Below are 22,656 nucleotides of genomic sequence, written 5' to 3' on the forward strand. Positions count from 1 at the left end.
GCTCAGGTTAGCCAGTCGGTCAGCGGGCCGATCGCGAAGTACACCACGAACAGCGCCGACACGACCCACATCAGCGGGTGCACCTGGCGGGCCTTGCCGCGGACCAGCTTCAGGATCACGTACGAGACGAAGCCGGCCCCGATACCGGCCGAGATCGAGTACGTGAACGGCATCAGCACGATCGTCAGGAACGCCGGGAACGCGACCTCGATGTCGTCGAAGTCGATCCCCTTGACCTGCGTCATCATCAGGAACCCGACCAGGATCAGCGCCGGCGTCGCGGCCTCGTACGGCACCAGCGTCACCAGCGGCGCGATCACCATCGAGATCAGGAAGCAGATCCCGGTGACCACGCTCGCCAGCCCGGTCCGGGCGCCCTCGCCGACACCGGACGCCGATTCGATGTACGACGTGTTGCTGGACACCGAGGCGGCACCGCCGGCCGCGGCCGCGACACTGTCCACGATCAGGATCGCCTGCGACTTCGGCGGGATGCCGTCCGCGTCGTTCAGCCCGGCCTCGGCGCCGATCGCGGTCATCGTGCCCATCGTGTCGAAGAAGTCCGCGAGCATCAGCGTGAAGATCAGCAGCAGCGCCGACACCACCCCGATCTTCCCGAACGAGCCGAACAGGTTGAACTCGCCGATCGTGTCCAGGTTCGGTTTGGTGAACCACTGGTCCGGCAGCTTCGGCACGCTCAGGCCCCAGCCGCCCGGGTTCTTGTCGCTGCGGGCGCCGATGTTGCCGATCGCCTCGATGACGATCGCCACCACGGTCGCGGCCAGGATGCCGATCAGGATCGCGCCCTTCACCTTCCGGGCGTACAGGATCGCGATCAGGACCAGGCCGAACACGAACACCAGCACCGGCCAGCCGCGCAGGCTGCCGCCGACCCCGAGTTCGACGGGCGGGCCGGAGATCGCGGCGGGACGGCGTACGAAGCCCGCGTCGATCACGCCGATGAACGCGATGAACAGGCCGATGCCGACGCTGATCGCGACCTTCAGTTGCAGTGGCACGGCCTCGAAGACGGCCTTCCGGAAACCGGTCAGCACCAGGATCAGGATGATCAGGCCCTCGAGGACCACCAGGCCCATCGCGTCGGCCCAGGTCATCTTGGTCGCCACCGAGAACGCCAGGAACGCGTTCAGGCCGAGGCCGGTGGCCAGGGCGAGCGGGAAGTTCGCGACCAGGCCCATCAGGATCGTGACCACGCCCGCGACCAGCGCGGTGGCCACGGCGATCTTCGCGATCGCGGCCGCCGGGTCGGTCCCGCCGCCGACGAACTGGCCGGCGCCGTCCTTGACGGTGCCGATGATCAGCGGGTTCAGCACGACGATGTACGCCATCGTGAAGAACGTGACCAGGCCACCGCGGATCTCGCGCCCGAGCGTGGATCCGCGGTCACTGATCTTGAAGAACGAGTCGAGTGGACCGTACGGGGAGCGGGCCTTCGTGCCCTGGGGCGAGCTCATGGTCCGCATAGTGCCAGTTCCTACCGGGCAGTTGCGAGCACTGACGTCAAACCGTTGCGCGTTAAGGTAGGTGTGTGACCGAGGAGGCTGGATCCAAGAAGCGCACGGACCCGACGAGCCAGTTGGCGCGCGGGGAGCTGGTGCATGCGGAGGTCAAGCCGCTCGACCTGTCCGGCATCCCGAGCGTGATCACCGGGATCGCGCTCTGGGCGGTCGCGTTCGTCGTACTGCTGATCTTCCGCGGCCAACTCAAGGACAACGGCCTCGACTGGTGGCTCTGGGTCCCGGTCGCCGGCTTCGGCCTCGGCCTGATCGGCCTCTGGTACTGCAAACGCCGCTGGACCGCCATCCAAGCCGGCCACCGCCCCGCCACCGACGACTGAGTTGATCGAGTACGAGGCGAAGGTCCTCGCGGTCGAGCCGGCCGCGGTCGCGGAGCGCATTCTCGAGCTTGGGGGCGCCCGGGCCGGTGCGCGGCTGCAACGGCGGTATGTCTACGACATCACCCCGGGTGACCCGACCCGTTGGCTCCGACTGCGTGACACCGGCACCGCGGTCACGCTGACCGTCAAGCAGATTCACCACGACGGCATCGACGGTACGGCAGAGACCGAGGTCAGCGTCGGCGACTTCGAGATCACGCACGAGCTACTGCGTCAGCTCGGCCACACGCCGAAGGCCTACCAGGAGAACCACCGCAGCAGCTTCACCCTGAACGACGCCGAGCTGGAGATCGACCGCTGGCCGGGCCTCCCGCCGTACCTCGAGATCGAACGCACTTCGCGCGCCCACGTCCTCGAGGTCGCCGCGCTCCTGGGTTACCAGGACCTCACCACCGCGAACACCACCGAGCTCTACGCCCGCCAAGGCATAGACCTGAACTCCGTGCCTGACCTCCGCTTTCCGGAAGGTCAGTCCTCGGACGGGGTTAGTTCGAGGGTGTCGTAGCCGGTGGTGTCGAAGGCGTGTTCGGCGGTGGGGTGGTCGGCGGCTTCGACGGTGGCGTCGGAGTGGGCGCCGCAGCCGTAGTCGTAGGCGACCACGCGGGCCTCGCCGGGGGCCATCTCGTTGGCGCAGACGCCGAACGCCTGGCCGAGGCTGTCGGCGAGGCGGATCCAGTAGCCGCAGGAGTGGCACTTGTACGGGACCGCCTGGGCGATCGCGGACGCCGGGCCGAAGTCGCCGGCGTACCAGCGCTCCGCCGCCTCCTCGCGGCCGAACGGCGACAGCACCCGCTCGCGTCCGAGGCCGAGCTCCTCGACGACCGTCAGCACTTCCTCGGGAGCGTCCGCGGTGTCGGTGAAGCCGGGCTCCAGTCGCGGGTCGTCCGGGAGCGTCGGGAACAGGTCGCCGGGACGCAGGTCGCCGGGCTGGACGCGCTCCGACCACGGGACCCACTCCGGCGCGACCACCGCGTCCTCGCCGGGGAGCATCACGACCTCGTTGATCGTGACGGTCTTGGCCCGGGACGCGCGGGTCAGCGTGACGGCCCAGCGCCACCCGCGGTACCCCGGGTGCGTGGAGGCGAAGTAGTGCGTGACGAGGCGCTCACCCTCGACCAGGTGACCGAGGTGTTCCCCGACCTGGGCGGCGCCTGCTTCGGCGATCGCGGCCTCCCGGGCCGGTTCGACCGCCGCGACGCAGACGGCGTCGGGCTTGGCACGTACCGGTTCCGGGGCTTTGACGGGAGTCACAATCGCCCATTCTCGCACGCCTCCTGCCGTACGCCGAACCGCCTACGGCCGAGGTTCGTACGCGCGGTGACTGCGGTCTGTCCCCGGTAGGAGGCAGGATGGTGTCATGCAGCCCGACCCGTCCGACCCGCAGAACCGCCGCGGCCCCGATTCCGCGGGCGGGGCGAGGTCGGCCGCGGATCGGCTCGGCGATGCGCGGGAGCGGGTCGGGAGTGCGGGCAAGAAGGTCGGCAGCGCCGGGAAGAAGGTCGGGCACGCCTCGAAGATCGGTGCCGAGGGGGTGGCGTCGGCCTCGAAGAAGGCGGCCACCGTCGGCGGGAGGTTCGGCCGGGCGACCGGGCGGCGGATCCGCGGCCTGACCGGCGCGCAGGGTGCGGGCGAGTCCGGCCTGTCGCGGCTGATCGAGCTCGGCGCCGTCAACGCCGCGGGTGACACCGCGTTCGCCGTGTCGCTGGCCGGCACCGTCTTCTTCACGGTCCCGAGCGGCCAGGCGCGGGACCGGGTCGCACTGTTCCTGCTGCTGACGATGGCGCCGTTCGCGTTGATGGCGCCGTTGATCGGTCCGGTCCTCGACCGGTTCCGGCACGGCCGCCGCTGGGCGATCGGCGCGACCCTCGGGGCCCGCGCGTTCCTCGTCTGGGCGCTCGCCTCGTCGGTCACCAGCCACAACTCCGTCTGGCTGTACCCGGCGGCGCTCGGCTGTCTGGTGGCCTCCAAGGCGTACGGCGTCACGCGCGCGTCCGCCGTACCACGTCTGCTCCCGAAACAGATCACGCTCGTCACGGCCAACTCCCGCATCTCGCTCGCGGGTGTCGCCGGTGCGACCATCGGGGCCGGGCTCGCGGGAGCGTTCGCCGCGATCGGCCCGCAGTGGTCGCTGCGCTGGGCCGCACTGGTGTACATCGTCGGCCTGATCCTCGCGATCCGGCTGCCGAGCGCGGTCGACTCCCCCGCCGACGAGGAGGTCACCGGTACGGCGGGGCGGAACGCCCGCAAGCGCGCGATCACCGCCGCGGTGGCCCGCGGGATCCGCTGCAACCTCGGGCTGCGGTTCGTGTCCGGGTTCCTCACCATGTACCTGGCGTTCCTGCTCCGGGACCAGCCGATCAGCGGCGTGAAGGGCGCGGTCGCGGCCGGCGCGGTGGTCGCCGCGGCCGGGATCGGCAACAGCCTCGGCACCCTCCTCGGATCGTTGCTCAAGGCCCGTAAACCGGAGGGTGTCGTCCTCGTCGTACTGCTCGCGGACGCGGCCGTGGCGGTCGCGGTCGCGGTGCTGTACGGACTGCCGATCCTGGTGGCGCTCGGCCTGGTCGCCGGGTTGTGCAGCTCGCTCGGGAAGCTGTCGCTGGACGCGATGATCCAGCGCGACGTACCGGAGTCCGTGCGTACGTCGGTGTTCGCGCGCTCGGAGACGGTGCTGCAGCTCGCGTGGGTGATCGGCGGCGGATGCGGGATCGTGCTGCCGCTGATCCCTCGGCTCGGGTTCGGGTTCCTCGCGGGTGTGCTGCTGATCGTGGTCTTCCTGGTACTGCGGATGCGCCCGGCACCCCGTCCTACCGCGGGGCCACTGCGTCCCGGCGGGCTCGGCGGGCCGCGGACGGACGGCCCCCACCCGCAGCACACACACCAGGCTCCCTCGGACGACCCGCACTCCGAGAGCACCACCCGGACCATCCTCAGCGTCGCCGAACAACGTGCGAACCGGGCGCGGCGCTCGAGCTCCCACGACGAGCCGACCGTCGAATGGCGCTCGGGCGATCGGAAACCCCCGCCCGAGCAGCCGATCGGCCCCTGGTGGAGCGGCCAACCCGAGGACGACGAGAACACCACCGAAGAACAACCGGCCCCCTGGTCCGAGGAGCCCACCGAAGAACGCGACCGCTCCCCCTTCAAACGCCGTCCGGGCAACCCCCGCCGCCCACCCCGCTGACCAAGCCCGCCTCCTCGGGAGCCGGCTCCTCGGCAGGTGCGGCCGGCTTGGTGCCGCGGAGGACGACGGTGGTGGTGACTGCGGTGGCGAGCAGGAGGATGGCTCCGACCAGCGCGACGACGTTCATGCTGTGGGTGAAGGCGTGGCGTGCGGTGGTCAGCACGGTGCCGGCCAGTTGCGCGGGCAGGTGGGCGGCTGCGGCGGTCGCTGCCGGCAGGCCCTCGCGGACGGGTCCCGCCGCACCAGCGGGCAGGTCCGAGCGATAGACCGCAGTACCGATCGAGCCCAGTACGGCGATGCCGAGCGCCCCGCCGAACTCCGAGCAGGTCTCCATCACCGCGGACGCCGACCCGGCGCGCTCCGGGGCGACCGAACCGACGACAGCCTCGGTCACCAGCGTCATCACCATCACCAGTCCCGCCGCGAGGAGACCGGCCCCGGCCAGCGGGACTGCCAGGGACGAGTCGACCCGCACCTGGGTGAGTACGCCGTACCCGGAAGCCGCGAGCACGAAGGCCCCACCGATCACGTAGGCACGATCCAGCTTCCCGGCCAGCGCCGTCGCCAGCGGAGCGGCACCGCCGACCAGCACCGACGGCGCCAGCGACCACAGCGCGGCCTTCAGCGGCGACAGCCCGTGCACCAACTGCAGGTACTGGGTGAGGAACACCGCGTTGCCGACCAGCGCCAAGGTCCCGACCGTGTTCGCCGCGAGCGACCCGCTGAACGCACGGTTCCGGAACATCGACAGGTCCACCATCGGGTGCTCCGCGGTCCGCTGCCGCCGCACGAACAGCACCCCGAACACCAGCCCGGCGACGATCGCGACCACCGGCAGCGCCGAGACACCGTGAGCGGCCAGTTCCTTGATCCCCCAGATCACCGGCAGTACGGCGGCCAGCGACAGCAGCGAGCCGAGCAGGTCGAACCGCCCGCGCGCCGACGCCTTGAACTCCGGCAGCAGCACCGGCGCGAGAACGACGAGCAGCACCATCGCCGGGGTGTTGATCAGGAACACCGAACCCCACCAGAAGTGCTCCAGCAGGAACCCGCCGAGCACCGGCCCGAGGGTGATCCCGCCCATCATCACCGCGCTCCAGAACGCGATCGCCTTCTGCCGCTGCTTGGCGTCGTGGAACATGTTCCGGATCAGCGCCAGCGTCGACGGCATCAGGGTCGCGCCGCCGATGCCGAGCACGGCGCGGGCGGCGATCAACTGCTCCGGGCTCTGCGCGTACGCCGCCGCGACGGACGCGAGCCCGAACCCGAGCGCGCCGAAGAGCAGCAGTTTGCGGCGTCCGATCCGGTCGCCGAGCGAGCCCATCGTGATCAGCAGGCCGGCGAGCACGAAGCCGTAGATGTCGAAGATCCACAACTGCTCGGTCGCGCTCACGCCGAGGTCGGCGCTGATGAACGGGACCGCGAAGTACAGCACCGAGACGTCCATCGAGACCAGCAGCAGCGGCAGTGCGAGCACGCCGAGCGCGATCCACTCCTTGCGTCCCGCCCGTTCGTTCGTACCCATGACCCCTCCGGAGTTATCTGTCTACGCCGCACACTGTGTGCGCCATACACAGACCATACACATGACTGTCTATGCTGTAAACAGATAAGATGCCGACCATGGAAGAGCTACCGAGAGTCCTGCAGCAGCTCTGGGGTTTCGAGGCGCGCAGCCGGCCGGGACCCAAGCCGGCGTTTCACATCAGCGACATCGCCCGGGCCGCGATCAAACTCGCGGACACCGGCGGGCTGACCGCGGTCTCGATGAGCAAGGTGGCCGCCGAACTCGGCTTCACCACGATGTCGCTCTACCGGTACGTCGACGCCAAGGACGACCTGTACGTCGTCATGCTCGAACACGCCTTCGGCGTCCCGCCCGAGCTCGACCCAGGCGAGGGCTGGCGGCAACAGATCACGGCCTGGGCGGAGGCGTTCCGCGACGGGCTGCGTGCGCACCCGTGGATCCTGCAGATCCCGGTCCAGGAGCCGCCGCTGTCACCGAACCAGCTGGCCTGGATGGAGGCCGGCCTACAGGCGTTCGACGGTACGCCGCTGACGCCACAGGACAGGCTGTCCGCGATGCTGCTCGTGAACATCTACGTCCGCGGCACGGCGCAACTCACCGCGAACATGCTGACCGAGCCCGACGCCGTCGAGGTGGCCGACCGGCTCTACACCCAGCGGCTCACGATGCTGGCAACACCGGACCGGTTCCCGGGCATCGCCGCGACGCTCGAAGTGCCGCCGGACGGGGGCTACGCGGGCGACTTCGACGCGGCCGAGTTCGGGTTCGGACTGGACACCGTGCTGGACGGCATCCAGTCCCGGATCGATCGGCTGGAGAGCTGAGGACTCTCAGATGTCGAGCTTGTCCGCGACACCTCGCAGCACGGTCGCGACCTGGCGGGCGGACTTGTTGTCGGGCTGACGTCCGTGCCGGTAACCCTCGCCGAGGCGGTCGAGGAGTTTGATCAGATCCTCGATGACGACCTGCATCTCGTCGGGCTTCGGGCGCATCGCCTTCGCCACCGACGGCGGCGGGTCGATCAGCCGGACCTGCAGGGCCTGCTCGCCCTTGCGGCCCTCGACGACGCCGAACTCGACCTTCTGGCCCGGCTTCAGGTTGGTCACACCCGACGGCAAGGCCTCGGCGCGGACGTAGACGTCCCCGCCCTCCTCCTTGCTGAGGAATCCGAACCCCTTCTCGGAGTCATACCACTTCACCTTGCCAACGGGCACGGGAACCTCTTCAGTCGTCAATCGTTGGAATCGAAATCCAAGCGTACGTGAACCGGCGCAACGGCGCCTCCGGGAAACTACCTGATCCGGCAGCGTCCCGCACCCCTCAGAGGTCGCGGTACTTCTCGGGCTCCGGCAGCCGCTCGTTCATCGATCCGGAGCGGAATCCGCGCGGGTCGACCTGCGCGGTCGTGAACCCCGCCGCGACCACCGCGTCCACCAGCTCCTGCTGGTCCACCCGGTCCAGCAGCGCCGCGTCGATCTCGATCGAGGCGCTGTCCCCGAGGTCGCGCACGCGGACGTTCTCGACGCCGTACGACGTCAGCCGCGAGCGGACCGCCTGCTCGGCGCGGTCGACCCGGACGAGCAGGTTCGGGGTGATCCGGATGCCGTACGCGATCCGGCTCGACAGGCACGCCGCGGCCGGCTTGTCCGAGGTCTCGAGTCCCCAGCTGCGCGACGCCGTACGGATCTGGGTCTTGGTCAGCCGGGCGTCCTTCAGCGGCGTCAGCGCGCCGCGTTCGTGGGCCGCGCGGATCCCCGGCCGGAAGCCCGCGATCGCGTCGTCGGCGTTGGTGCCGGTGGCGATCGCGGTGATGCCGAACTCGTCGGCGATCGGCTGCAGCGTCTCGATCAGCTCGGCCTTGCAGAAGTAACACCGGGCACCCGAGTTCGCCTGGTATCCCTCGCGCTCCATCTCGTGCGTGTGCGGGGTGACATGCCGGACGCCGAGGCTGTCCGCGAACCGCGCCGCCGGCTCCAGTTCGGCGGACGGCAACGACGGCGAGACGGCGGTCGCGGCGATCACGTTCGCCGGGCCGATCGCCCGCGCCGCGGCCGCCAGCAGGAACGCCGAGTCGGCGCCGCCGCTGAACGCGACGACCATCTTGTCGTACGACGACAGCCGTCGCATCAACGCCTCGAGCCGCTGCTCGAGCACGTACTCGTCGAGCCACGCGGGGAACTCGGTCAGGTCGTTCAGTACGACGTCGGCGCCGTACGCGCGGAGCTCGTCCGCGCTGAACGGCCCGGTCGCCACCGACACCGCGACCGCGCCGGCCGCGTGCGCGCCGTCGATGTCCGCGGTGTGGTCGCCGACGAAGACCGTCGCGCGGTGCTCACGCAGCGCCGTACCCTTCTCGGCGCCGTGCAGGTCGCCGACCGGCTCGTCGACGTCCAGGCCGAGGTGCTCCAGGTGCAGCCGGACCGACGGCGTGTACTTCGCGGACACCACCATCGTGCGCCCGCGGAGCGCCCGGATCGCGGCCAGCGACTCGGCCACACCGGGCAGCGGCAGGCTGCCGCTGATCGCGTGCTCCGGGTAGTGCTCGCGGTACCGCGCGACCATCGCGTCGACCTGCTCGGGCGGGAACCAGTTCGCCATCTCCCAGGTCAGCGGCGGCCCGAGCCGGCTGACGACCAGCTCGGAGTCGATCGGTACGCCGGTCTCCGCGGCCAGCAGGTCCCACACCGCCTGGATCCCCGGCCGCGAGTCGATCAACGTCATGTCCAGGTCGAACCCGACGACCAACTCCGGCACGTCGGCGGTATCGGGGGCAGATTCAAGAGCGGCGGTCGACACACCCCCACACTACGTGACCCGTCACCCACCCGGTCCCGCACGCTCATCCACGATTGACATTCGAGGACACACTGTCCTGGCTCTTGACATCTTTGATGTTTTTGTAAACCCTCGTCGGCATGGACTCGTTCGCCGATCGGACCAAACGCCGCCTTCGTGACGAGTTGCTGGACGCTGCGCAGGACGCCATCGAGACAGGTGGGTACGACGGGCTCCGGATGGCGGAGGTCGCTCGTCGGACCGGGGTGTCCCGGCAGACCGTCTACAACGAGTTCGGGGACAAGTGGGGCGTACTGGAGGCCGTCGCGGCACGCGAGACCGAGCGGTTCCTGCTGGACGTGAACGCAGCGCTCGCCGAGAAGTCCGACCCGATCGACGGCCTCCGGGCCGCGGTCGAACGGGCCCTCACGCTGGCCGGGGAGACCCCGCTGGTGAAGGCCGCGCTGAGCCAGCCGGGATCGGACCAGGCCAGTCAGCTGCTGACGACACGGGGACAGCAGGTGCTGGAGCTGGCACACCTCCGGCTGGATGCCCATGTCAGGGAGCACTGGCCGGAGGTGCCCGCCGAGGACGCGACCAGTTGCGTCGACGTCGCGTTGCGCGTCGTCATCAGCCACATCGTCACCCCGGGCCCTTCCCCCGCGGTGGTGGCGGCGCAACTGGCCCGCGTCCTCTCACCGTTCCTTGCCGAATCCCGGAGGTTGCACGTATGAACGATCTGCACAGGCAGGGCTTCAGCTCGTTGAGGGCCGGCGGGCTCAACTGGGACGCGCTGCCGCTCCGGCTCTTCGACAAGGGCAATCGCAAGTTCTGGAACCCGCGGGACATCGACTTCAGCCAGGACGCGAAGGACTGGCAGGAGCTGGGCGACAACGACAAGGACAACGCGTTGATGCTCTGCTCGCAGTTCATCGCGGGCGAGGAGGCGGTCACCGAGGATCTGCAGCCGTTCCTGCAGGCCATGTCCGCCGAGGGTCGGTTCGGCGACGAGATGTACCTGACCCAGTTCTGTTTCGAGGAGGCCAAGCACACCGCGGTGTTCCGGCTCTGGCTGGACGCGGTCGGCGTCACCGAGGACCTGCACCGGTACGTCGAGAACAACCCCGGGTACCGCGCGATCTTCTACGAGGCGCTACCGGTCGCCCTGAAGTCGCTGGCCGACGACCCGTCACCGAGGAACCAGGTCCGCGCGTCGGTGACGTACAACCATGTCGTCGAAGGCACGCTCGCCCTCACCGGGTACCACGCGTGGAACCTGCTCTGCACGTCCCGCGGCGTACTGCCCGGCATGCAGGAGCTGATCCGCAGGATCGGTGACGACGAGCGCCGGCACATGGCCTGGGGCACGTTCACCTGCCGCCGGCACGTCGCCGCCGACGAGTCGAACTGGAAGGTCGTCACCGACACGATGGAGGAGCTCCTCCCGCACGCGCTGACGCAGATCCAGTGGGCGATGGACAACTCCCCCGAGCTCCCGCCGGAGATCAACCCGACCGCGCTGATGACGTACGCCGGCGACCGCGCCACCCGCCGGCTCGGCGCGATCGAGTCGGCGGTCGGCGCGGACCTCGCCGGCATCGACCTCGACTACTCCCCGGAGAAACTCGAGGACACCTTCGGCGACGAGGACTCAGCCGCGCTGGCGGCGGTTCGCCAGTAGCACGACAAGCGCCGAGGTCGCGAGGACCGCGGGAAGCCAGGTGACCGTCGCCGTGCCGAAGTGGTCGGCGACCTGGCCGCCGGTGAAGGCGCCAAGTGCGATCGATCCGTTGTACACCCCCACCAGGACAGCGGACGATGATTCGGGGGCACTGGGCGCCGCGGCGTGCGCCCACGCCTGGGTGCTGACCGTCGTACCGCCGTACGCGAGACCCCAGATCACCAGCAGCACAAGCGATCCGGCCGCCGAGGATCCGATGGTTGGCATTGCCAACGCCGTGAGAGCGATGCCGGTGGCGATCACGATCAGGGCGCGGCGCGGCCGGAGGGCGCCGGTGAGGAAGTTGCCGAGGACACCGGCCACGCCGTACGCGAGCAGGAACGCACCGATCAGCGCCGGGGCGACGTGCGCTTCGAGGAGCGGGCGGACGTAGGTGTACGCCGCGAAGTGGCCGGTGACGATCAACGCGACCAGGACGAGCCCCACCCGTACCTGGCGTAGCTCGATGACCTCCCGGACGTCGGACAGCCGGACGGCCCGCTCCGGCGGGAGGCTCGGCAAATGGATGCTCAGGGCAACGGCCAGGATCAGCGCGAGTACGCCGACGCCGGCGAACGCCCAGCGCCAGCCGGCCAGCTCACCGACATACGCGCCGGCCGGGATCCCCAGGACCGAGGCGACGCCGATACCGGAGAAGATCAGGCTCGTCGCGGGACCTGCGGCGTGCTCCGGTACGACGCGACGCGCGAGGCTGACCGTGAAGAGCCAGACGCCGCCGATCGAGACGCCCATCACGACCCTCGCGACCATCAGCACGACGAACGCCGACGTGACAGCGGCCGCGAACGCCGACGTGACAGCGGCCGCGAACGCGGACGCGGCAAGCAGAACCATCAGTCCACCCAGGACCGCTCGGCGGTCCACCTTTCCCAGCAGCAACGGGAGCACCGGCGCGGCAACCGCTGAGGTGACACCTGTTGCTGTCAGAGCCAGGCCCGCGGCGCCTTCCGTCACGTGCAGGGAGTCGCTCATCGGCGTCAGCAGCCCGACGGGAAGCATCTCGGCGGTCACCACCGTGAACACGGTGGCCGCCATCGTCACGGACGCCGCCCACCCATGCGTCCGGGTCGTGTCGGCGCAGATTGTTGTCATGTCACCAGTGAGCGGCCGACGACCGGTGCGGAACAACGACGATCTGGTGATGCTTGTATTAGTAGGACTGATCGATCGGAGGAGTGCGACGTGGCGCTCGACGTACGGGAGCTGGAATGCTTTCTCGTTCTGGCGGACGAGTTGCACTTCGGGCGTACGGCGGAACGGCTCTACCTGTCGCAGGGCCGGGTCAGCCAGCTGCTGCAGTCACTGGAGCGGCGGATCGGCGGGCCGTTGTTCGAGCGGACCAGCCGGCGGGTGGCGCTGACACCGTTGGGCAAGGAGTTCCTGACCTCCCTGCGGCCGGCGTACGCGGCGCTGGAGCGGGTCGTCGAGAACGCCCGCGAGTACGCCGCCGCCGCGGGCGGGACACTGCGGATCGGGTTCCAGGGAACCGCCGGCGACGAGATCCTGCGGGCGGTGTCGGCGTTCCAGGAACGCAACCCGAACTGCCGGATCAGCGTCTGCGAACTGCCGCTGAACGACCCGTTCGGCGGACTCCGGCGGCGCATGGTCGACGCGGCCGTCGTACTGCTCCCGGTCGCCGAGGACGATCTGGTCGTCGGTCCGGTCTTCTCGCGGCACCCGCAGACGCTCGCGGTCTGCAAACAGCACCGGCTGGCCGGACGGGACTCGGTCGACGCCGAGGAGTTGGCCGGCGAGACCCTGATCGCGTTCTCCGGCCCGGCGCCCGGGTACTGGCGTCAGGCGCAGGCTCCCACCCAGACCCCGAGCGGCGCGCTCATCCACCGCGGCCCCGAGGTCGCCACGCTGCAGGAGGGCCTGTCGCTGATCGCCGCCGGCCGCGGCGCGATGCTGATCTGCCAACCCACGGGCACGAACAACCGCCGCGCCGACCTCACCACCGTCCCGCTCACCGGCTTCCCAGAATCAGCCCTCGCCTTCATCTGGCGACGCGGCGAGGAAACCCCCTCCATCCGGGCGTTCGCGGAGTACCTCACCTGACCTTGTGCACCTCGGTGTCGGCTGCCGTGATCAGGCGGCCGTCGGCGGCGTGGACCTCCAGCGGGCGGAGCGGCTGCTGGTCGCGGCGGTCCCGCAGTACCGAATGCTGTTCGCCAGGCGCGAAGGCGAAGGACTCGCCCCACTGGCGGAGGGCGACGATGACCGGGAAGAGGGCCTCGCCCTTCGCGGTCAGCGTGTAGTCGCGGTCGGTGTGCTCCAGGATGCCGTTGTCCACCAGGGCTCTGAGGCGGGCGGCGAGGATGTTCTTCGCGACGCCGAGGCTGCGCTGGAAGTCGCCGAAGCGGCGGCTGCCGTCGAAGGCGTCGCGGACGATCAGCAGCGACCACCAGTCGCCGACCGCGTCCACCGAGCGAGCTACCGGGCAGCTCTCGTCGTCGAATCTGGTGCGCTTGACCATGGTTGCAACATGCTACCAGCTGCGCTTACGGTAGCAAGATGCAACCGAATCTTGGAGTGGCCGGGCGGGCGCTGCTCGCGGTCGCGGCGGGTGTCGCGGTCGCGACGGTGTACTTCGCGCAACCGCTGCTGGTCACGATCGGGCAGGACCTCGGGATCGCCGCCGGGAAGGTCGGCGTCTTCGTGACGGTCACGCAGGCGGGGTACGCGCTCGGGCTGTTCTTCCTGGTCCCGCTGGGCGATCTCCTCGATCGGCGCCGGCTGATCCGGCTGCAGTTCGCGCTACTGGCCGTCGCTCTCCTGGTCACGGCGCTTGCCCGGAACGCGTTGACGCTGTTCATCGGGTTGGCCTTCGTGGGCGCGCTCGCGGTCGTCACCCAGTCGCTGGTCGCGTACGGCGCCGCGCTGAGTGATCCCGCCCAGCGCGGCCGCACGGTCGGCACGATCACCACCGGGATAGTGCTCGGCATCCTCCTGGCCCGCACCACCTCCGGCGTCCTCACCGACCTGTTCAACTGGCGGACCGCCTACCTGACCGCCTGCGCCGCTTGCCTGGCGATCACCGCGCTCTTCGGCCGCCCCGCTCCGGGCCTTCGGCCCCAGCCGAGGTTGGGCTACCGGGAGCTCCTGCGTTCTACTGTTGGGCTTTGGCGGGAGCGACTGTTTCGGGAGAGTGCTGTTCGCGCGTTCTTCATCTTTGCTTCGTTCAGCACCTTGTGGACCTCGATCGCGTTGCCGTTGAGCGAGCGCGGACTGTCGCACACCGAGATCGGGGCGTTCGGGTTGATCGGCGCGGCGGGCGCGCTGGCGGCGGGACCGGCGGGCCGGTTGGCCGATTGGGGGCGCGGGCCGGTGGTGACCGTCGGAGCTTCGGTGCTGTTGGCAACCAGTTGGCTCGTGACGGCGCACTCCCTGGCGGGGTTGGCGATCGGGGCCGTGCTGCTCGACCTCGCCGTCCAGGCGATCCACGTCAGCAACCAGAGCATGATCTATCGGCCGGACTCCGGCGGCCGGCTGATCGGGGCGTACATGGTGTTCTACTCGCTCGGCAGCGCCGCCGGGGCGATCGCCTCGACGGCGCTGTACGAACGGGCCGGCTGGACCGCCGTCTGCGTCCTCGGCGCGGCCTTCGGTCTCGGCGCCCTGGTCAGCTCAGTCCGAGCAGTTCGACGGACTTCTCCCGCATCTCGACCTTGCGAATCTTGCCCGTGACCGTCATCGGGAAGTCGTCCACCAGGACGACGTACTTCGGGATCTTGAAGTGCGCCAGCTTCCCGGTGGCGAACGCCCGTACCGCCTCCGCGTCCAGCGGGTCCACGCCGGGCTTCAGCTTGATCCAGGCGCACAGCTCCTCGCCGTACTTCTCGTCGGGGACGCCGACGACCTGGACGTCCGCGATCGACGGGTGCGTGTAGAGGAACTCCTCGATCTCCCGCGGGTACACGTTCTCGCCGCCGCGGATCACCATGTCCTTGATCCGGCCGACGATGTTCACGTACCCGTCGTCGCGCATCGTCGCGAGGTCGCCGGTGTGCATCCAGCGGGCCTGGTCGATCGCCTCGGCGGTCTTCTCCGGCTCGTCCCAGTAGCCGAGCATCACCGAGTACCCGCGGGTGCACAGCTCCCCCGGCTCGCCGCGCTCCACGACCAGCCCGGTCGCCGGGTCGACGAGTTTCACCTGGACGTGCGGCATCACCCGGCCGACGGTCGACGTACGGCGGTCCAGGTCGTCGTCGCGGCGGGTCTGCGTCGACACCGGCGACGTCTCGGTCATCCCGTAGCAGATCGCGACCTCGGCCATGTGCATGTCCGCGACGCACCGCTTCATCACCTCGACCGGGCACGGCGACCCGGCCATCACGCCGGTCCTGAGGCTGCTGAGGTCGTACGACGCGAAGTCGGCCAGACCGAGCTCCGCGATGAACATCGTCGGTACGCCGTACAGCCCGGTGCACCGCTCGTCCTGCACGGCCTGCAGCGTCGCGGCCGGGTCGAACGCCGGCCCCGGGATCACCATGCAGGCGCCATGGGTGGTGCAGCCGAGGTTGCCCATCACCATGCCGAAGCAGTGGTAGAACGGCACCGGGATGCAGAGCCGGTCCTCGGCGGTGAACGCGATCGTCTCGGTGACGAAGAAGCCGTTGTTCAGGATGTTGTGGTGACTGAGCGTCGCACCCTTCGGGAAGCCCGTCGTACCGCTGGTGTACTGGATGTTGATCGGGTCGTCGAAGGACAGCTCGGCCTCGCGGGCGTTCAGCTCTTCCACGGTGATCCGGTCGGCGTCGTCGCGGAGCGCGTCCCAGTCGCCGGTGCCGAGGTAGATCGTCTCCTCGAGCGCCGGGCAGTTCGGGCGGACCTCGTCGACCATCGCGCGGTAGTTGCTGGTCTTGAACTCGGTCGCCGAGACGAGCATCCGGACGCCGGACTGGTTCAGCGCGTAGGCGAGCTCGTGGGTGCGGTACGCCGGGTTGATGTTCACCAGGATCGCGCCGATCAGCGCGGTCGCGTACTGCGTGATCGTCCACTCGGCCTGGTTCGGCGCCCAGATGCCGACCCGGTCACCCTTCGCGATCCCGCGCGCCATCAGGCCGCGGGCGACGAGCTCGACCTCCGCGCCGAACTCGTCGTACGTCCAGCGTCTTCCGGTCCGGACCTCCACCAGTGCCTCGTGGTCGCCGTACTCGCCGATCGTCCGTCTCAGGTTCGCGCCGATCGTCTCACCCAGCAACGGAACCTCGGACACCCCGGACGCGTACGACGGAAGGCTCATCCCTGCATCGTCGCCCCGAGTCCGCGCAGGCGGCAAGACCACACGCGGGCCGCCGCACCTGCACGTGCGGCAGGAAACAGGGGGTGGACGGCAAGCAATGTCCTTACCAACTCTCCGTCACATTCGGTCGCGCAGCGTGGTTGGACCGTTACATTGGAGTAGAGAGGTGTGAGGCGATGGGCCGATCTGCCGAAGGTCATGCCCGCAGCGACCGTCCGCCCGGCCGCACAGCCGAGGCGGCGCAACGTACCGCTGCGGTGCGGGAACACGTCCAGGCGCTGGAGAACATCCTCGCCGGTGCACTCGCCGTCGCCGTCCACGGCACCGATCTGCAGACCCTGAAACGAGCGCCGCGACGGGCCCCGCCGACCGTGTCGCCGGCCGATCTCGAGGCGCATCCCGGGCCTGTCTGGGATGCGTTCGTGCCTCATCCGCCGGGCCGGTTCCGGTGGTGGGGTGCCGAACGCAGGTTCGCGCGCCGGCTCGCCGACGCGGAGGACCGGTTCGCGGAGGCGATCGAACGGCACCGGGCCGCCGAGGAGACCCGCCGCGAGCGTGTCGCCAAGGCACTGCGGGAGCAGGTCGAGCGACAGCGCCGGCTCGACGAGACAACCGCGGAACAGCATGCGCGGATCGACGCGTACGAACGGGCCGTGGAAGGCCGGGACCGTGTGGCCGTGATGCGGTACTTCACGAAGGCGCTGGACAGTCACCCGGAACCGTTGGGCTTCCCACGGCGCCACAAGGTCGGGTACGTGCCCGAGTCCACGCTGCTCGCGGTCGAGTGGGACCTACCCGACGTCAGCGTCGTACCCGCCGAGGCGTCGTACCGCTATGACCGCGCGTTGGACGCCGTACTGGCGGTGCCACGAGACCCTGTCGAGTTACGGCGGCTGTACCAGCAGCTGGTCGCACAGCTCGCACTACGCGCGCTGCACCTCGTTTTTGGCACTGACCGGTACGGCGTGGTCGAAACGGTCGTGTTCAACGGGATGGTGGAGTCGGTGGACCTCACGACCGGTCAGACCGTACGGCCGTGCCTCATCACGCTGCGGGCGACCCGGGAGCAGTACCAGGCGCTGGTGCTCGACCAACTCGACCCGGTGGCCTGCGTACGGCACTATTTCGCGGCTGAGGTGTCTCGGCACCCGGAGGAACTGCAGCCAGTGGAACCCGTGCTGGAGTTCGACCTGACCGACCCGCGCATCGTCGAGGCGGTCGACGTGATCAGCGAGATCGACGCCCGCCCGAACCTGCTGGACCTCAGCCCCGAGTCGTTCGAGCACCTGGTGCACAACCTGCTGACCCGGATGGGCCTGGAAACCAGACTGTTCCGCCGCGGCACCGACGGCGGCATCGACTGCGTCGCGTACGACCCACGCCCGATCACCGGCGGCAAGTTCGTCGTACAGGCCAAGCTGTGGACCCGCACCGTTCCCCCGTCAGCCGTCCGCGACCTCTTCGGCACTGTCGTCGACGCAGGCGCCACCAAGGGCATCCTGATCACCACCTCAGGCTTCGGGCCCAGCAGCTACCAGTTCGCCAACGGCAAACCCCTCCAACTCATCGACGGCACCGCCCTCCTCTCCCTCTGCCACCTCCACGACATCCCCGCCCGAATAGTCCGCCGTGCCAGCTGATCGGATGCAAGACTGGCGGGTATGGACACAGGGGTGAGTGTTGTCGGGTCAGGGCGGGTCAGTGGTACGCCCGACGTGTTGCGGGTGATGCTCGGTGTCGAGCTGTTCGCGCCGGATGTTGCGACGGCGGTGGCGAGGGTCGGTGAGCGGACGGAAGCGGTCGTCGCGGCGCTGCGCGCGCACGGGATCGAGGGGTCGCGCTTGAGCACCAGTACGGTGAGCGTGTTCCAGCACTATCGGGAGCCCGGCACGGACGTGGGGTACCAGGCGTCACACACGATTCAGGTCGAGTCGAAGGAGCTGACCGGGTTCGGTGCGCTGCTGAACGCGGCGGTAGATGCTGCGGGCAACAGTCTGACGATGAACGGGCTGCAGTTCGACATCGAGGACAAGTCCGAGCTGCTCGTCCAGGCCCGGGAACTCGCTTTCCAACAGGCTCGTGCGAAGGCCGAGCATCTCGCCTCGCTCGCCGGGTTCTCGCTCGGCGCGGTCTCCGCGATCGCGGAGACGCAGAACCACTTCCCGATCCGCCGGGCGGCGGCCAACGCGAGCAAGGGCGCGCCCTTCGATGCGGCCATCAACGTCACTCCGGGTGACACCAGTGTCGAAGTCACGCTCGAAGTGCACTTCGCCTGGGCGTAACGGCTGTCTCAATTCGCGCACAGGGGTTGCGCGGTGGGTACAGGCAGAGAGACTTCTCTCATGTACGCACCGGCTCCGCTGCGGCGGCAACTGAACCGGTCCGGGCTGCTACTGCTCGGACCGGCGTTCGTTGCGGCCGTTGCGTACGTCGACCCGGGCAACTTCGCCACCAACATCGCCGCCGGTGCGACGTACGGCTATCTCCTGTGCTGGGTGGTGGTCGGGGCGAACCTGATGGCCGTGCTGGTGCAGTACCTGGCCGCCAAAGCGAGTATCGCGACCGGGCGGACGCTGCCGCAGCTCTGTCGTGACCACTTCAGACGGTCGACCTCGACGGGGCTGTGGGCGCAGGCCGAGGTGGTCGCGCTGGCGACCGACCTGGCCGAGGTGGTCGGCGGGGCGATCGCGCTGAACCTGCTGTTCCACCTCCCGCTGCTGCTCGGCGGCGTGATCACCGGCGCGGTGTCGTTCGGCCTGCTGATCTACCAGTCGAAACGCGGGCAGCGTCCGTTCGAGGCCGCGATCATCGGCCTGCTCGCCGTCGTACTGCTCGGCTTCGTCGTCTCGACCGCGCAGGCCGGGCCGTCCGCCGGCGGCATCGTCGGCGGGCTGGTGCCGCGGCTGGACGGCACCCAGTCGCTCGTCCTCGCGGCCGGCATGCTCGGCGCGACCGTGATGCCGCACGCGATCTGGCTGCACGGCGCCCTCGTCACCGACCGGCACTGGAAAGCGATCCGTTCCGCGGACGGCAAGTCCCGGGTGCTGCGGGCCACCCGGCTGGACGTCGCGGTGGCGATGGCGCTGGCCGGAGCGGTCAATCTGGCGATGGTCGTGCTGGCCGCGGCTGCCCTGAAGGGCACAGGTGCGGACTCGCTGAACGCGGCGCACGTCGCGATCGGCGAGCGGATCGGCCAGCTCCCGGCACTGCTGTTCGCGCTCGCCCTGCTGGCCAGCGGTTTCGCCTCCTCGTCGGTCGGGACGTACGCCGGATCCGTGATCCTGGACGGTTTCTGGCAGCGCCGCGTGCCGCTCGGCGTACGGCGGCTGGTGACCCTGACGCCCGCGCTGCTGGTGCTTGCGATCGGCATCGACCCGAGCCGGGCGCTGGTGATCTCGCAGGTGGTGCTGAGCTTCGGCATCCCGTGCGCGCTCTGGCCGCTGGTGAGATTGACCGCATCCCGGCGCGTCATGGGCGACCTCGTCAACCGCCGGGCGACTACTCTCACCGCATGCCTGGTAGCCACCGCCGTCACGGCCCTCAACGTCGTACTGATCGTGCTGACCGTGCGAGGCTGACGTGACCCGGGTGTTCGCCGTCAGCGACATCCACGGCCACCTGGAGAAGCTGAAGCCCGCTCTGCACGCGGCCGGCCTCACCGATGCCGACGGCAACTGGGCCGGCGAGGACGCCCGGCTGTGGTTCCTCGGCGACTTCTTCGACCGCGGCCCGGACGGCATCGGCGTACTGCGCTATGTCCGTGAGCTGATCGGCCAGGCCCCGGAGGGCGCGGTCCGGATGCTGCTCGGGAACCACGAGATCCTCGCGCTCGGGATGCACAAGTTCGGCGACACGTTCGTCCCGCACGACGGCATCACGCTGCGCAGCTTCGAGCGCTCCTGGGCGCTGAACGGCGGCCAGGACCGCGACCAGGAGCTGCTCACCGACGACGACGTGGCGTGGCTGCTCGACCAGCCGTTCCTCGGCCTGGACGCGGACCAGCTGCTGATGCACTCCGACACCGCCGAGTACGTCGAGTGGGGCGACACGCTCGACCAGATCAACGCCGCCGCCCGGGCCGAGCTGCACTCCGACGACATCGAGGTGTGGTGGGAGGTCTGGCGCCGGATGACGTCGCGGTACGCGTTCCGCGGCGACAGCGGCCCGGAGGTCGCGCGGATCATGCTGCAGCACCTCGGCGGCCGGCGGATCGTGCACGGCCACAGCATCATCGCCGACCAGTTGCACATCGACCCGGAGTTCCTGACCGGCCCGCACCTGTACGCCGACGGCCTGGTGCTCGGCATCGACGGCGGTGCCTTCGACGGCGGGCCGTGCCTAGTCGTCGAGCTCTCGGCCGAGTGAGGCCACGACGGCGTCCAGGCAGGACCTGAAGGTCTGCTGCCCGCCGCCGTCGATCCAGCGACCGAACGCGTTCTGGAACACCGCCGACCCGATCTGTGCCACGAGTGTCGCGTCCTCGGGGGACAGCCCGCGCTCCGCGAGCCCGTCGCGCAGGGCGGCGGTGACCGAGGCGAGCTTGGTCCGCTCGCGCTCCTGCAACTCGGAGCTCGCGGCGATCACGGCCCGGCGTACGTCGGAATCCTCGGCCAGCTCGGCCAGTAGCTCACCGACAGTCGCGGCAGCCTGCAGTACGGCGGGCCACGGGCGTACGTCGGGGTCCACGGCCCGGAGCGCGTCGAGCACCGCGGCCGGGAGCCGTTCGGAGCCGGCGAACAGGACCTCTCGCTTGTCCGGGAAGTAGCGGAAGTACGAGCGGCGGGTCAGGCCGGCGTGCTCGGCGATCTGGTTGACGGTGACCGCGTCGTACCCGTGCGCGGCGTACAGCTCGAGCGCGGCCTTCCGCAGCCGCTGCTCCGCACCGGGGTCCCATCGCGCCATACCGGGAGTCTAGCAACAGTGATGTCTCAGAGTGTTATCGTGAGTGATGACACTGTGAGACATAAGGAGCTTGTGATGATCTGGATTCTGGGTGCCACCGGCCGGACCGGGCGGGAGATCGCGCGTCAGGTGGCGGCCCGTGGGGGTACGCCGGTGCTGGTCGGGCGCAACGCGGAGCGACTCCGGAAGACGGCCGCGGACCTCGGGCTCGGTGACGCCGAGGTGGTTGCGACCGATGATCCGGCCGCCGCGATCGCCGCCGCACGGCCGGCGGTGGTGGTGAACACGATCGGCGGGTACGCCGAGACCGCCGTCCCGATCGCGCGGGCCTGCCTGCCCGGCGGGCACTACGTTGACCTGGCCAACGACCTGCTCGCGATGCCACAGTTGCTCGCGCTGCACGACGAGGCGGTGGCGGGCGGCAGTACGTTCGTCACCGGCGCGGGGTTCGGCGTACTGGGGACCGAGGTGGTGGTCGCGTGGCTGTGCGCGGATCGGCCGGCGCCGGCTGCCATGCGGGTGGACGCGTTGCCGTCGGTCGCCATCACCGCCGGGCAGCTGGGCGAGGCCCTGGCGCAGTCCATCGTGTCGGGGCTGACGACCGGTGGCAGGCGGTATCAGGGCGGGCGCATGGTCCCGGCCCGGCTCGCCGCCGATCCGCGGACGCACGCGTTGCCGGACGGGCAGACGGCGAGGTCCGCGAGCGGTCCGACGGGCGAGTTGCTGGCGGCACACCTGGCGAGCGGTGCCCCGGACGTCGTGGCGACGACCGGTCTGCTGCCGACGGCGCCGCTGGTCCGGGCGATCCTGCCCGCGGCCGGTGCGCTGCTGAAGATCCCTCCGCTGCAGCAGTTCGCCGTACGGCGGATGGCGGCGATGGAGTTCAAGCCCGCACCGCGACCGCGGGAGCACTCCTGGGGTCACGCGGTCGTGACCTGGGCGGACGGTACGACGCGGGAGGCGTGGCTGCGCACCGGCGACGCGATGGACTTCACCACGAGCGCCGCCGCCGAGACCGCCGTACGACTGGCCCGCGGCGAAGGCCGGCGCGGTGCGTACACGCCGGCCTGCGCCCTCGGACCCGAACTCGCGGAGGCGGCCGGGGCAACTATTTGTCAGCCGTGAGCGTCCCGCCGATCGCCCAGCTCTCCGGCGGGGTCTCCTGGATCCAGACCTGGACGCTGTCGGCCGGTACGCCGAGGCTGTCGACGAACGCGTCGGTGACCTTCTGGACGAGTTCGCGCTTCAGCTCCGGGGTCCGCGGGCCTTGCAGGACGGTGACGATGGGCATCGGATTCCCTTTCGTTCGTTGGGGTTTCTGCGTTCCATTCCAGTCGCTTCGGGCGGCCCGAACGAGACGCAGATC

General features: G+C 69.8%; 23 protein-coding genes. 13 read left to right on the forward strand and 10 right to left on the reverse strand.

Annotation, left to right across the window (positions count from 1 at the left end):
• Positions 1–2 precede the first annotated feature (2 nt).
• Positions 3–1,475 carry an NCS2 family permease gene (locus AB0M51_RS33685; protein ID WP_363751968.1) on the reverse strand — a complete coding sequence of 491 codons (1,473 nt, stop codon included), beginning with the start codon at positions 1,473–1,475 and terminating at the stop codon, positions 3–5.
• Positions 1,476–1,549: 74 nt separating this feature from the next.
• On the opposite strand from AB0M51_RS33685, the gene AB0M51_RS33690 reads away from it, so the two are divergent.
• Together AB0M51_RS33690 and AB0M51_RS33695 are read left to right on the forward strand one after the other, a co-directional pair.
• The gene (locus AB0M51_RS33690) at positions 1,550–1,858 is read left to right on the forward strand and encodes a DUF2530 domain-containing protein (RefSeq protein ID WP_344192058.1); all 309 of its coding nucleotides are present in this window, start codon (positions 1,550–1,552) and stop codon (positions 1,856–1,858) included.
• Between the two features lies 1 nt (position 1,859).
• Positions 1,860–2,423 (forward strand): class IV adenylate cyclase, encoded by a 564-nt coding sequence (locus tag AB0M51_RS33695; RefSeq protein WP_363751972.1) that lies wholly within the window; start codon positions 1,860–1,862, stop codon positions 2,421–2,423.
• On the opposite strand, the gene AB0M51_RS33700 is transcribed toward AB0M51_RS33695, so the two are convergent.
• Entirely contained in the window at positions 2,387–3,169 is a 783-nt protein-coding gene (locus AB0M51_RS33700) for a DUF3027 domain-containing protein (protein ID WP_344192056.1), read from the reverse strand. The genes AB0M51_RS33695 and AB0M51_RS33700 overlap by 37 nt on opposite strands.
• A gap of 106 nt (positions 3,170–3,275) precedes the next feature.
• On the opposite strand from AB0M51_RS33700, the gene AB0M51_RS33705 reads away from it, so the two are divergent.
• Positions 3,276–5,099, forward strand: a complete 1,824-nt coding sequence (locus AB0M51_RS33705; RefSeq protein WP_363751976.1) for an MFS transporter — start codon at positions 3,276–3,278, stop codon at positions 5,097–5,099.
• Here the strand turns inward: AB0M51_RS33705 and AB0M51_RS33710 are convergent.
• Positions 5,059–6,624 (reverse strand): MFS transporter, encoded by a 1,566-nt coding sequence (locus tag AB0M51_RS33710; RefSeq protein ID WP_363751979.1) that lies wholly within the window; start codon positions 6,622–6,624, stop codon positions 5,059–5,061. The genes AB0M51_RS33705 and AB0M51_RS33710 overlap by 41 nt on opposite strands.
• A gap of 98 nt (positions 6,625–6,722) precedes the next feature.
• Between AB0M51_RS33710 and AB0M51_RS33715 the strand changes: the two genes are divergently transcribed.
• Complete coding sequence (locus tag AB0M51_RS33715) at positions 6,723–7,451, forward strand: TetR/AcrR family transcriptional regulator (RefSeq protein WP_344192050.1); 729 nt, start codon at positions 6,723–6,725, stop codon at positions 7,449–7,451.
• 6 nt (positions 7,452–7,457) lie between these two features.
• On the opposite strand, the gene AB0M51_RS33720 is transcribed toward AB0M51_RS33715, so the two are convergent.
• Positions 7,458–7,841, reverse strand: coding sequence for a cold-shock protein (locus tag AB0M51_RS33720; RefSeq protein WP_344192048.1), 384 nt, complete (start codon positions 7,839–7,841; stop codon positions 7,458–7,460).
• Between the two features lie 106 nt (positions 7,842–7,947).
• Positions 7,948–9,381, reverse strand: coding sequence for an ATP-dependent sacrificial sulfur transferase LarE (gene larE, locus AB0M51_RS33725; RefSeq protein ID WP_363751984.1), 1,434 nt, complete (start codon positions 9,379–9,381; stop codon positions 7,948–7,950).
• 161 nt (positions 9,382–9,542) lie between these two features.
• Here larE and AB0M51_RS33730 point away from each other — a divergent pair, with 161 nt between their 5' ends.
• A complete protein-coding gene (locus AB0M51_RS33730; protein WP_344192044.1) occupies positions 9,543–10,136 on the forward strand; it encodes a TetR family transcriptional regulator in 594 nt (197 codons plus the stop codon).
• A complete protein-coding gene (locus tag AB0M51_RS33735; RefSeq protein ID WP_363751988.1) occupies positions 10,133–11,083 on the forward strand; it encodes a R2-like ligand-binding oxidase in 951 nt (316 codons plus the stop codon). Before AB0M51_RS33730 ends, AB0M51_RS33735 begins: the two co-directional genes overlap by 4 nt.
• Here the strand turns inward: AB0M51_RS33735 and AB0M51_RS33740 are convergent.
• Positions 11,054–12,235 (reverse strand): MFS transporter, encoded by a 1,182-nt coding sequence (locus tag AB0M51_RS33740; protein WP_363751991.1) that lies wholly within the window; start codon positions 12,233–12,235, stop codon positions 11,054–11,056. The two genes, AB0M51_RS33735 and AB0M51_RS33740, sit on opposite strands and share 30 nt — an antisense overlap.
• A 90-nt stretch (positions 12,236–12,325) precedes the next feature.
• On the opposite strand from AB0M51_RS33740, the gene AB0M51_RS33745 reads away from it, so the two are divergent.
• The gene (locus AB0M51_RS33745) at positions 12,326–13,201 is read left to right on the forward strand and encodes a LysR family transcriptional regulator (protein WP_363751994.1); all 876 of its coding nucleotides are present in this window, start codon (positions 12,326–12,328) and stop codon (positions 13,199–13,201) included.
• Here the strand turns inward: AB0M51_RS33745 and AB0M51_RS33750 are convergent.
• Positions 13,194–13,619 (reverse strand): helix-turn-helix domain-containing protein, encoded by a 426-nt coding sequence (locus AB0M51_RS33750; RefSeq protein ID WP_344192036.1) that lies wholly within the window; start codon positions 13,617–13,619, stop codon positions 13,194–13,196. The two genes, AB0M51_RS33745 and AB0M51_RS33750, sit on opposite strands and share 8 nt — an antisense overlap.
• 38 nt (positions 13,620–13,657) lie before the next feature.
• Here AB0M51_RS33750 and AB0M51_RS33755 point away from each other — a divergent pair, with 38 nt between their 5' ends.
• Positions 13,658–14,830 carry an MFS transporter gene (locus AB0M51_RS33755; RefSeq protein WP_363751998.1) on the forward strand — a complete coding sequence of 391 codons (1,173 nt, stop codon included), beginning with the start codon at positions 13,658–13,660 and terminating at the stop codon, positions 14,828–14,830.
• Here the strand turns inward: AB0M51_RS33755 and AB0M51_RS33760 are convergent.
• Positions 14,766–16,388: an AMP-binding protein gene (locus AB0M51_RS33760; protein ID WP_363752001.1), complete on the reverse strand. Its 1,623-nt coding sequence runs from the start codon at positions 16,386–16,388 to the stop codon at positions 14,766–14,768. The genes AB0M51_RS33755 and AB0M51_RS33760 overlap by 65 nt on opposite strands.
• 176 nt (positions 16,389–16,564) lie before the next feature.
• Between AB0M51_RS33760 and AB0M51_RS33765 the strand changes: the two genes are divergently transcribed.
• The 4 genes from AB0M51_RS33765 to AB0M51_RS33780 are packed head-to-tail and all read left to right on the forward strand — an operon-like array spanning position 16,565 to position 20,753.
• Positions 16,565–18,028, forward strand: coding sequence for a restriction endonuclease (locus AB0M51_RS33765; protein WP_344192030.1), 1,464 nt, complete (start codon positions 16,565–16,567; stop codon positions 18,026–18,028).
• Positions 18,029–18,049: 21 nt separating this feature from the next.
• Positions 18,050–18,670, forward strand: a complete 621-nt coding sequence (locus tag AB0M51_RS33770; RefSeq protein ID WP_344192028.1) for an SIMPL domain-containing protein — start codon at positions 18,050–18,052, stop codon at positions 18,668–18,670.
• Between the two features lie 60 nt (positions 18,671–18,730).
• Positions 18,731–19,966 carry an Nramp family divalent metal transporter gene (locus tag AB0M51_RS33775; protein ID WP_344192026.1) on the forward strand — a complete coding sequence of 412 codons (1,236 nt, stop codon included), beginning with the start codon at positions 18,731–18,733 and terminating at the stop codon, positions 19,964–19,966.
• A 1-nt stretch (position 19,967) separates the two neighbouring features.
• Positions 19,968–20,753 carry a metallophosphoesterase gene (locus tag AB0M51_RS33780; RefSeq protein ID WP_344192024.1) on the forward strand — a complete coding sequence of 262 codons (786 nt, stop codon included), beginning with the start codon at positions 19,968–19,970 and terminating at the stop codon, positions 20,751–20,753.
• Here the strand turns inward: AB0M51_RS33780 and AB0M51_RS33785 are convergent.
• The gene (locus AB0M51_RS33785; protein WP_344192022.1) at positions 20,727–21,290 is read right to left on the reverse strand and encodes a helix-turn-helix domain-containing protein; all 564 of its coding nucleotides are present in this window, start codon (positions 21,288–21,290) and stop codon (positions 20,727–20,729) included. The two genes, AB0M51_RS33780 and AB0M51_RS33785, sit on opposite strands and share 27 nt — an antisense overlap.
• A gap of 75 nt (positions 21,291–21,365) precedes the next feature.
• Here AB0M51_RS33785 and AB0M51_RS33790 point away from each other — a divergent pair, with 75 nt between their 5' ends.
• A complete protein-coding gene (locus tag AB0M51_RS33790) occupies positions 21,366–22,415 on the forward strand; it encodes a saccharopine dehydrogenase NADP-binding domain-containing protein (protein WP_344192020.1) in 1,050 nt (349 codons plus the stop codon).
• Here AB0M51_RS33790 and dmpI read toward each other — a convergent pair.
• Positions 22,399–22,581, reverse strand: coding sequence for a 4-oxalocrotonate tautomerase DmpI (gene dmpI, locus AB0M51_RS33795; RefSeq protein ID WP_344192018.1), 183 nt, complete (start codon positions 22,579–22,581; stop codon positions 22,399–22,401). The two genes, AB0M51_RS33790 and dmpI, sit on opposite strands and share 17 nt — an antisense overlap.
• Between the last annotated feature and the right edge of the window lie 75 nt (positions 22,582–22,656).

The sequence above is a fragment of the Kribbella sp. NPDC051137 genome, from assembly GCF_040682535.1.
In the GTDB taxonomy this organism is placed as follows: domain Bacteria; phylum Actinomycetota; class Actinomycetes; order Propionibacteriales; family Kribbellaceae; genus Kribbella; species Kribbella karoonensis.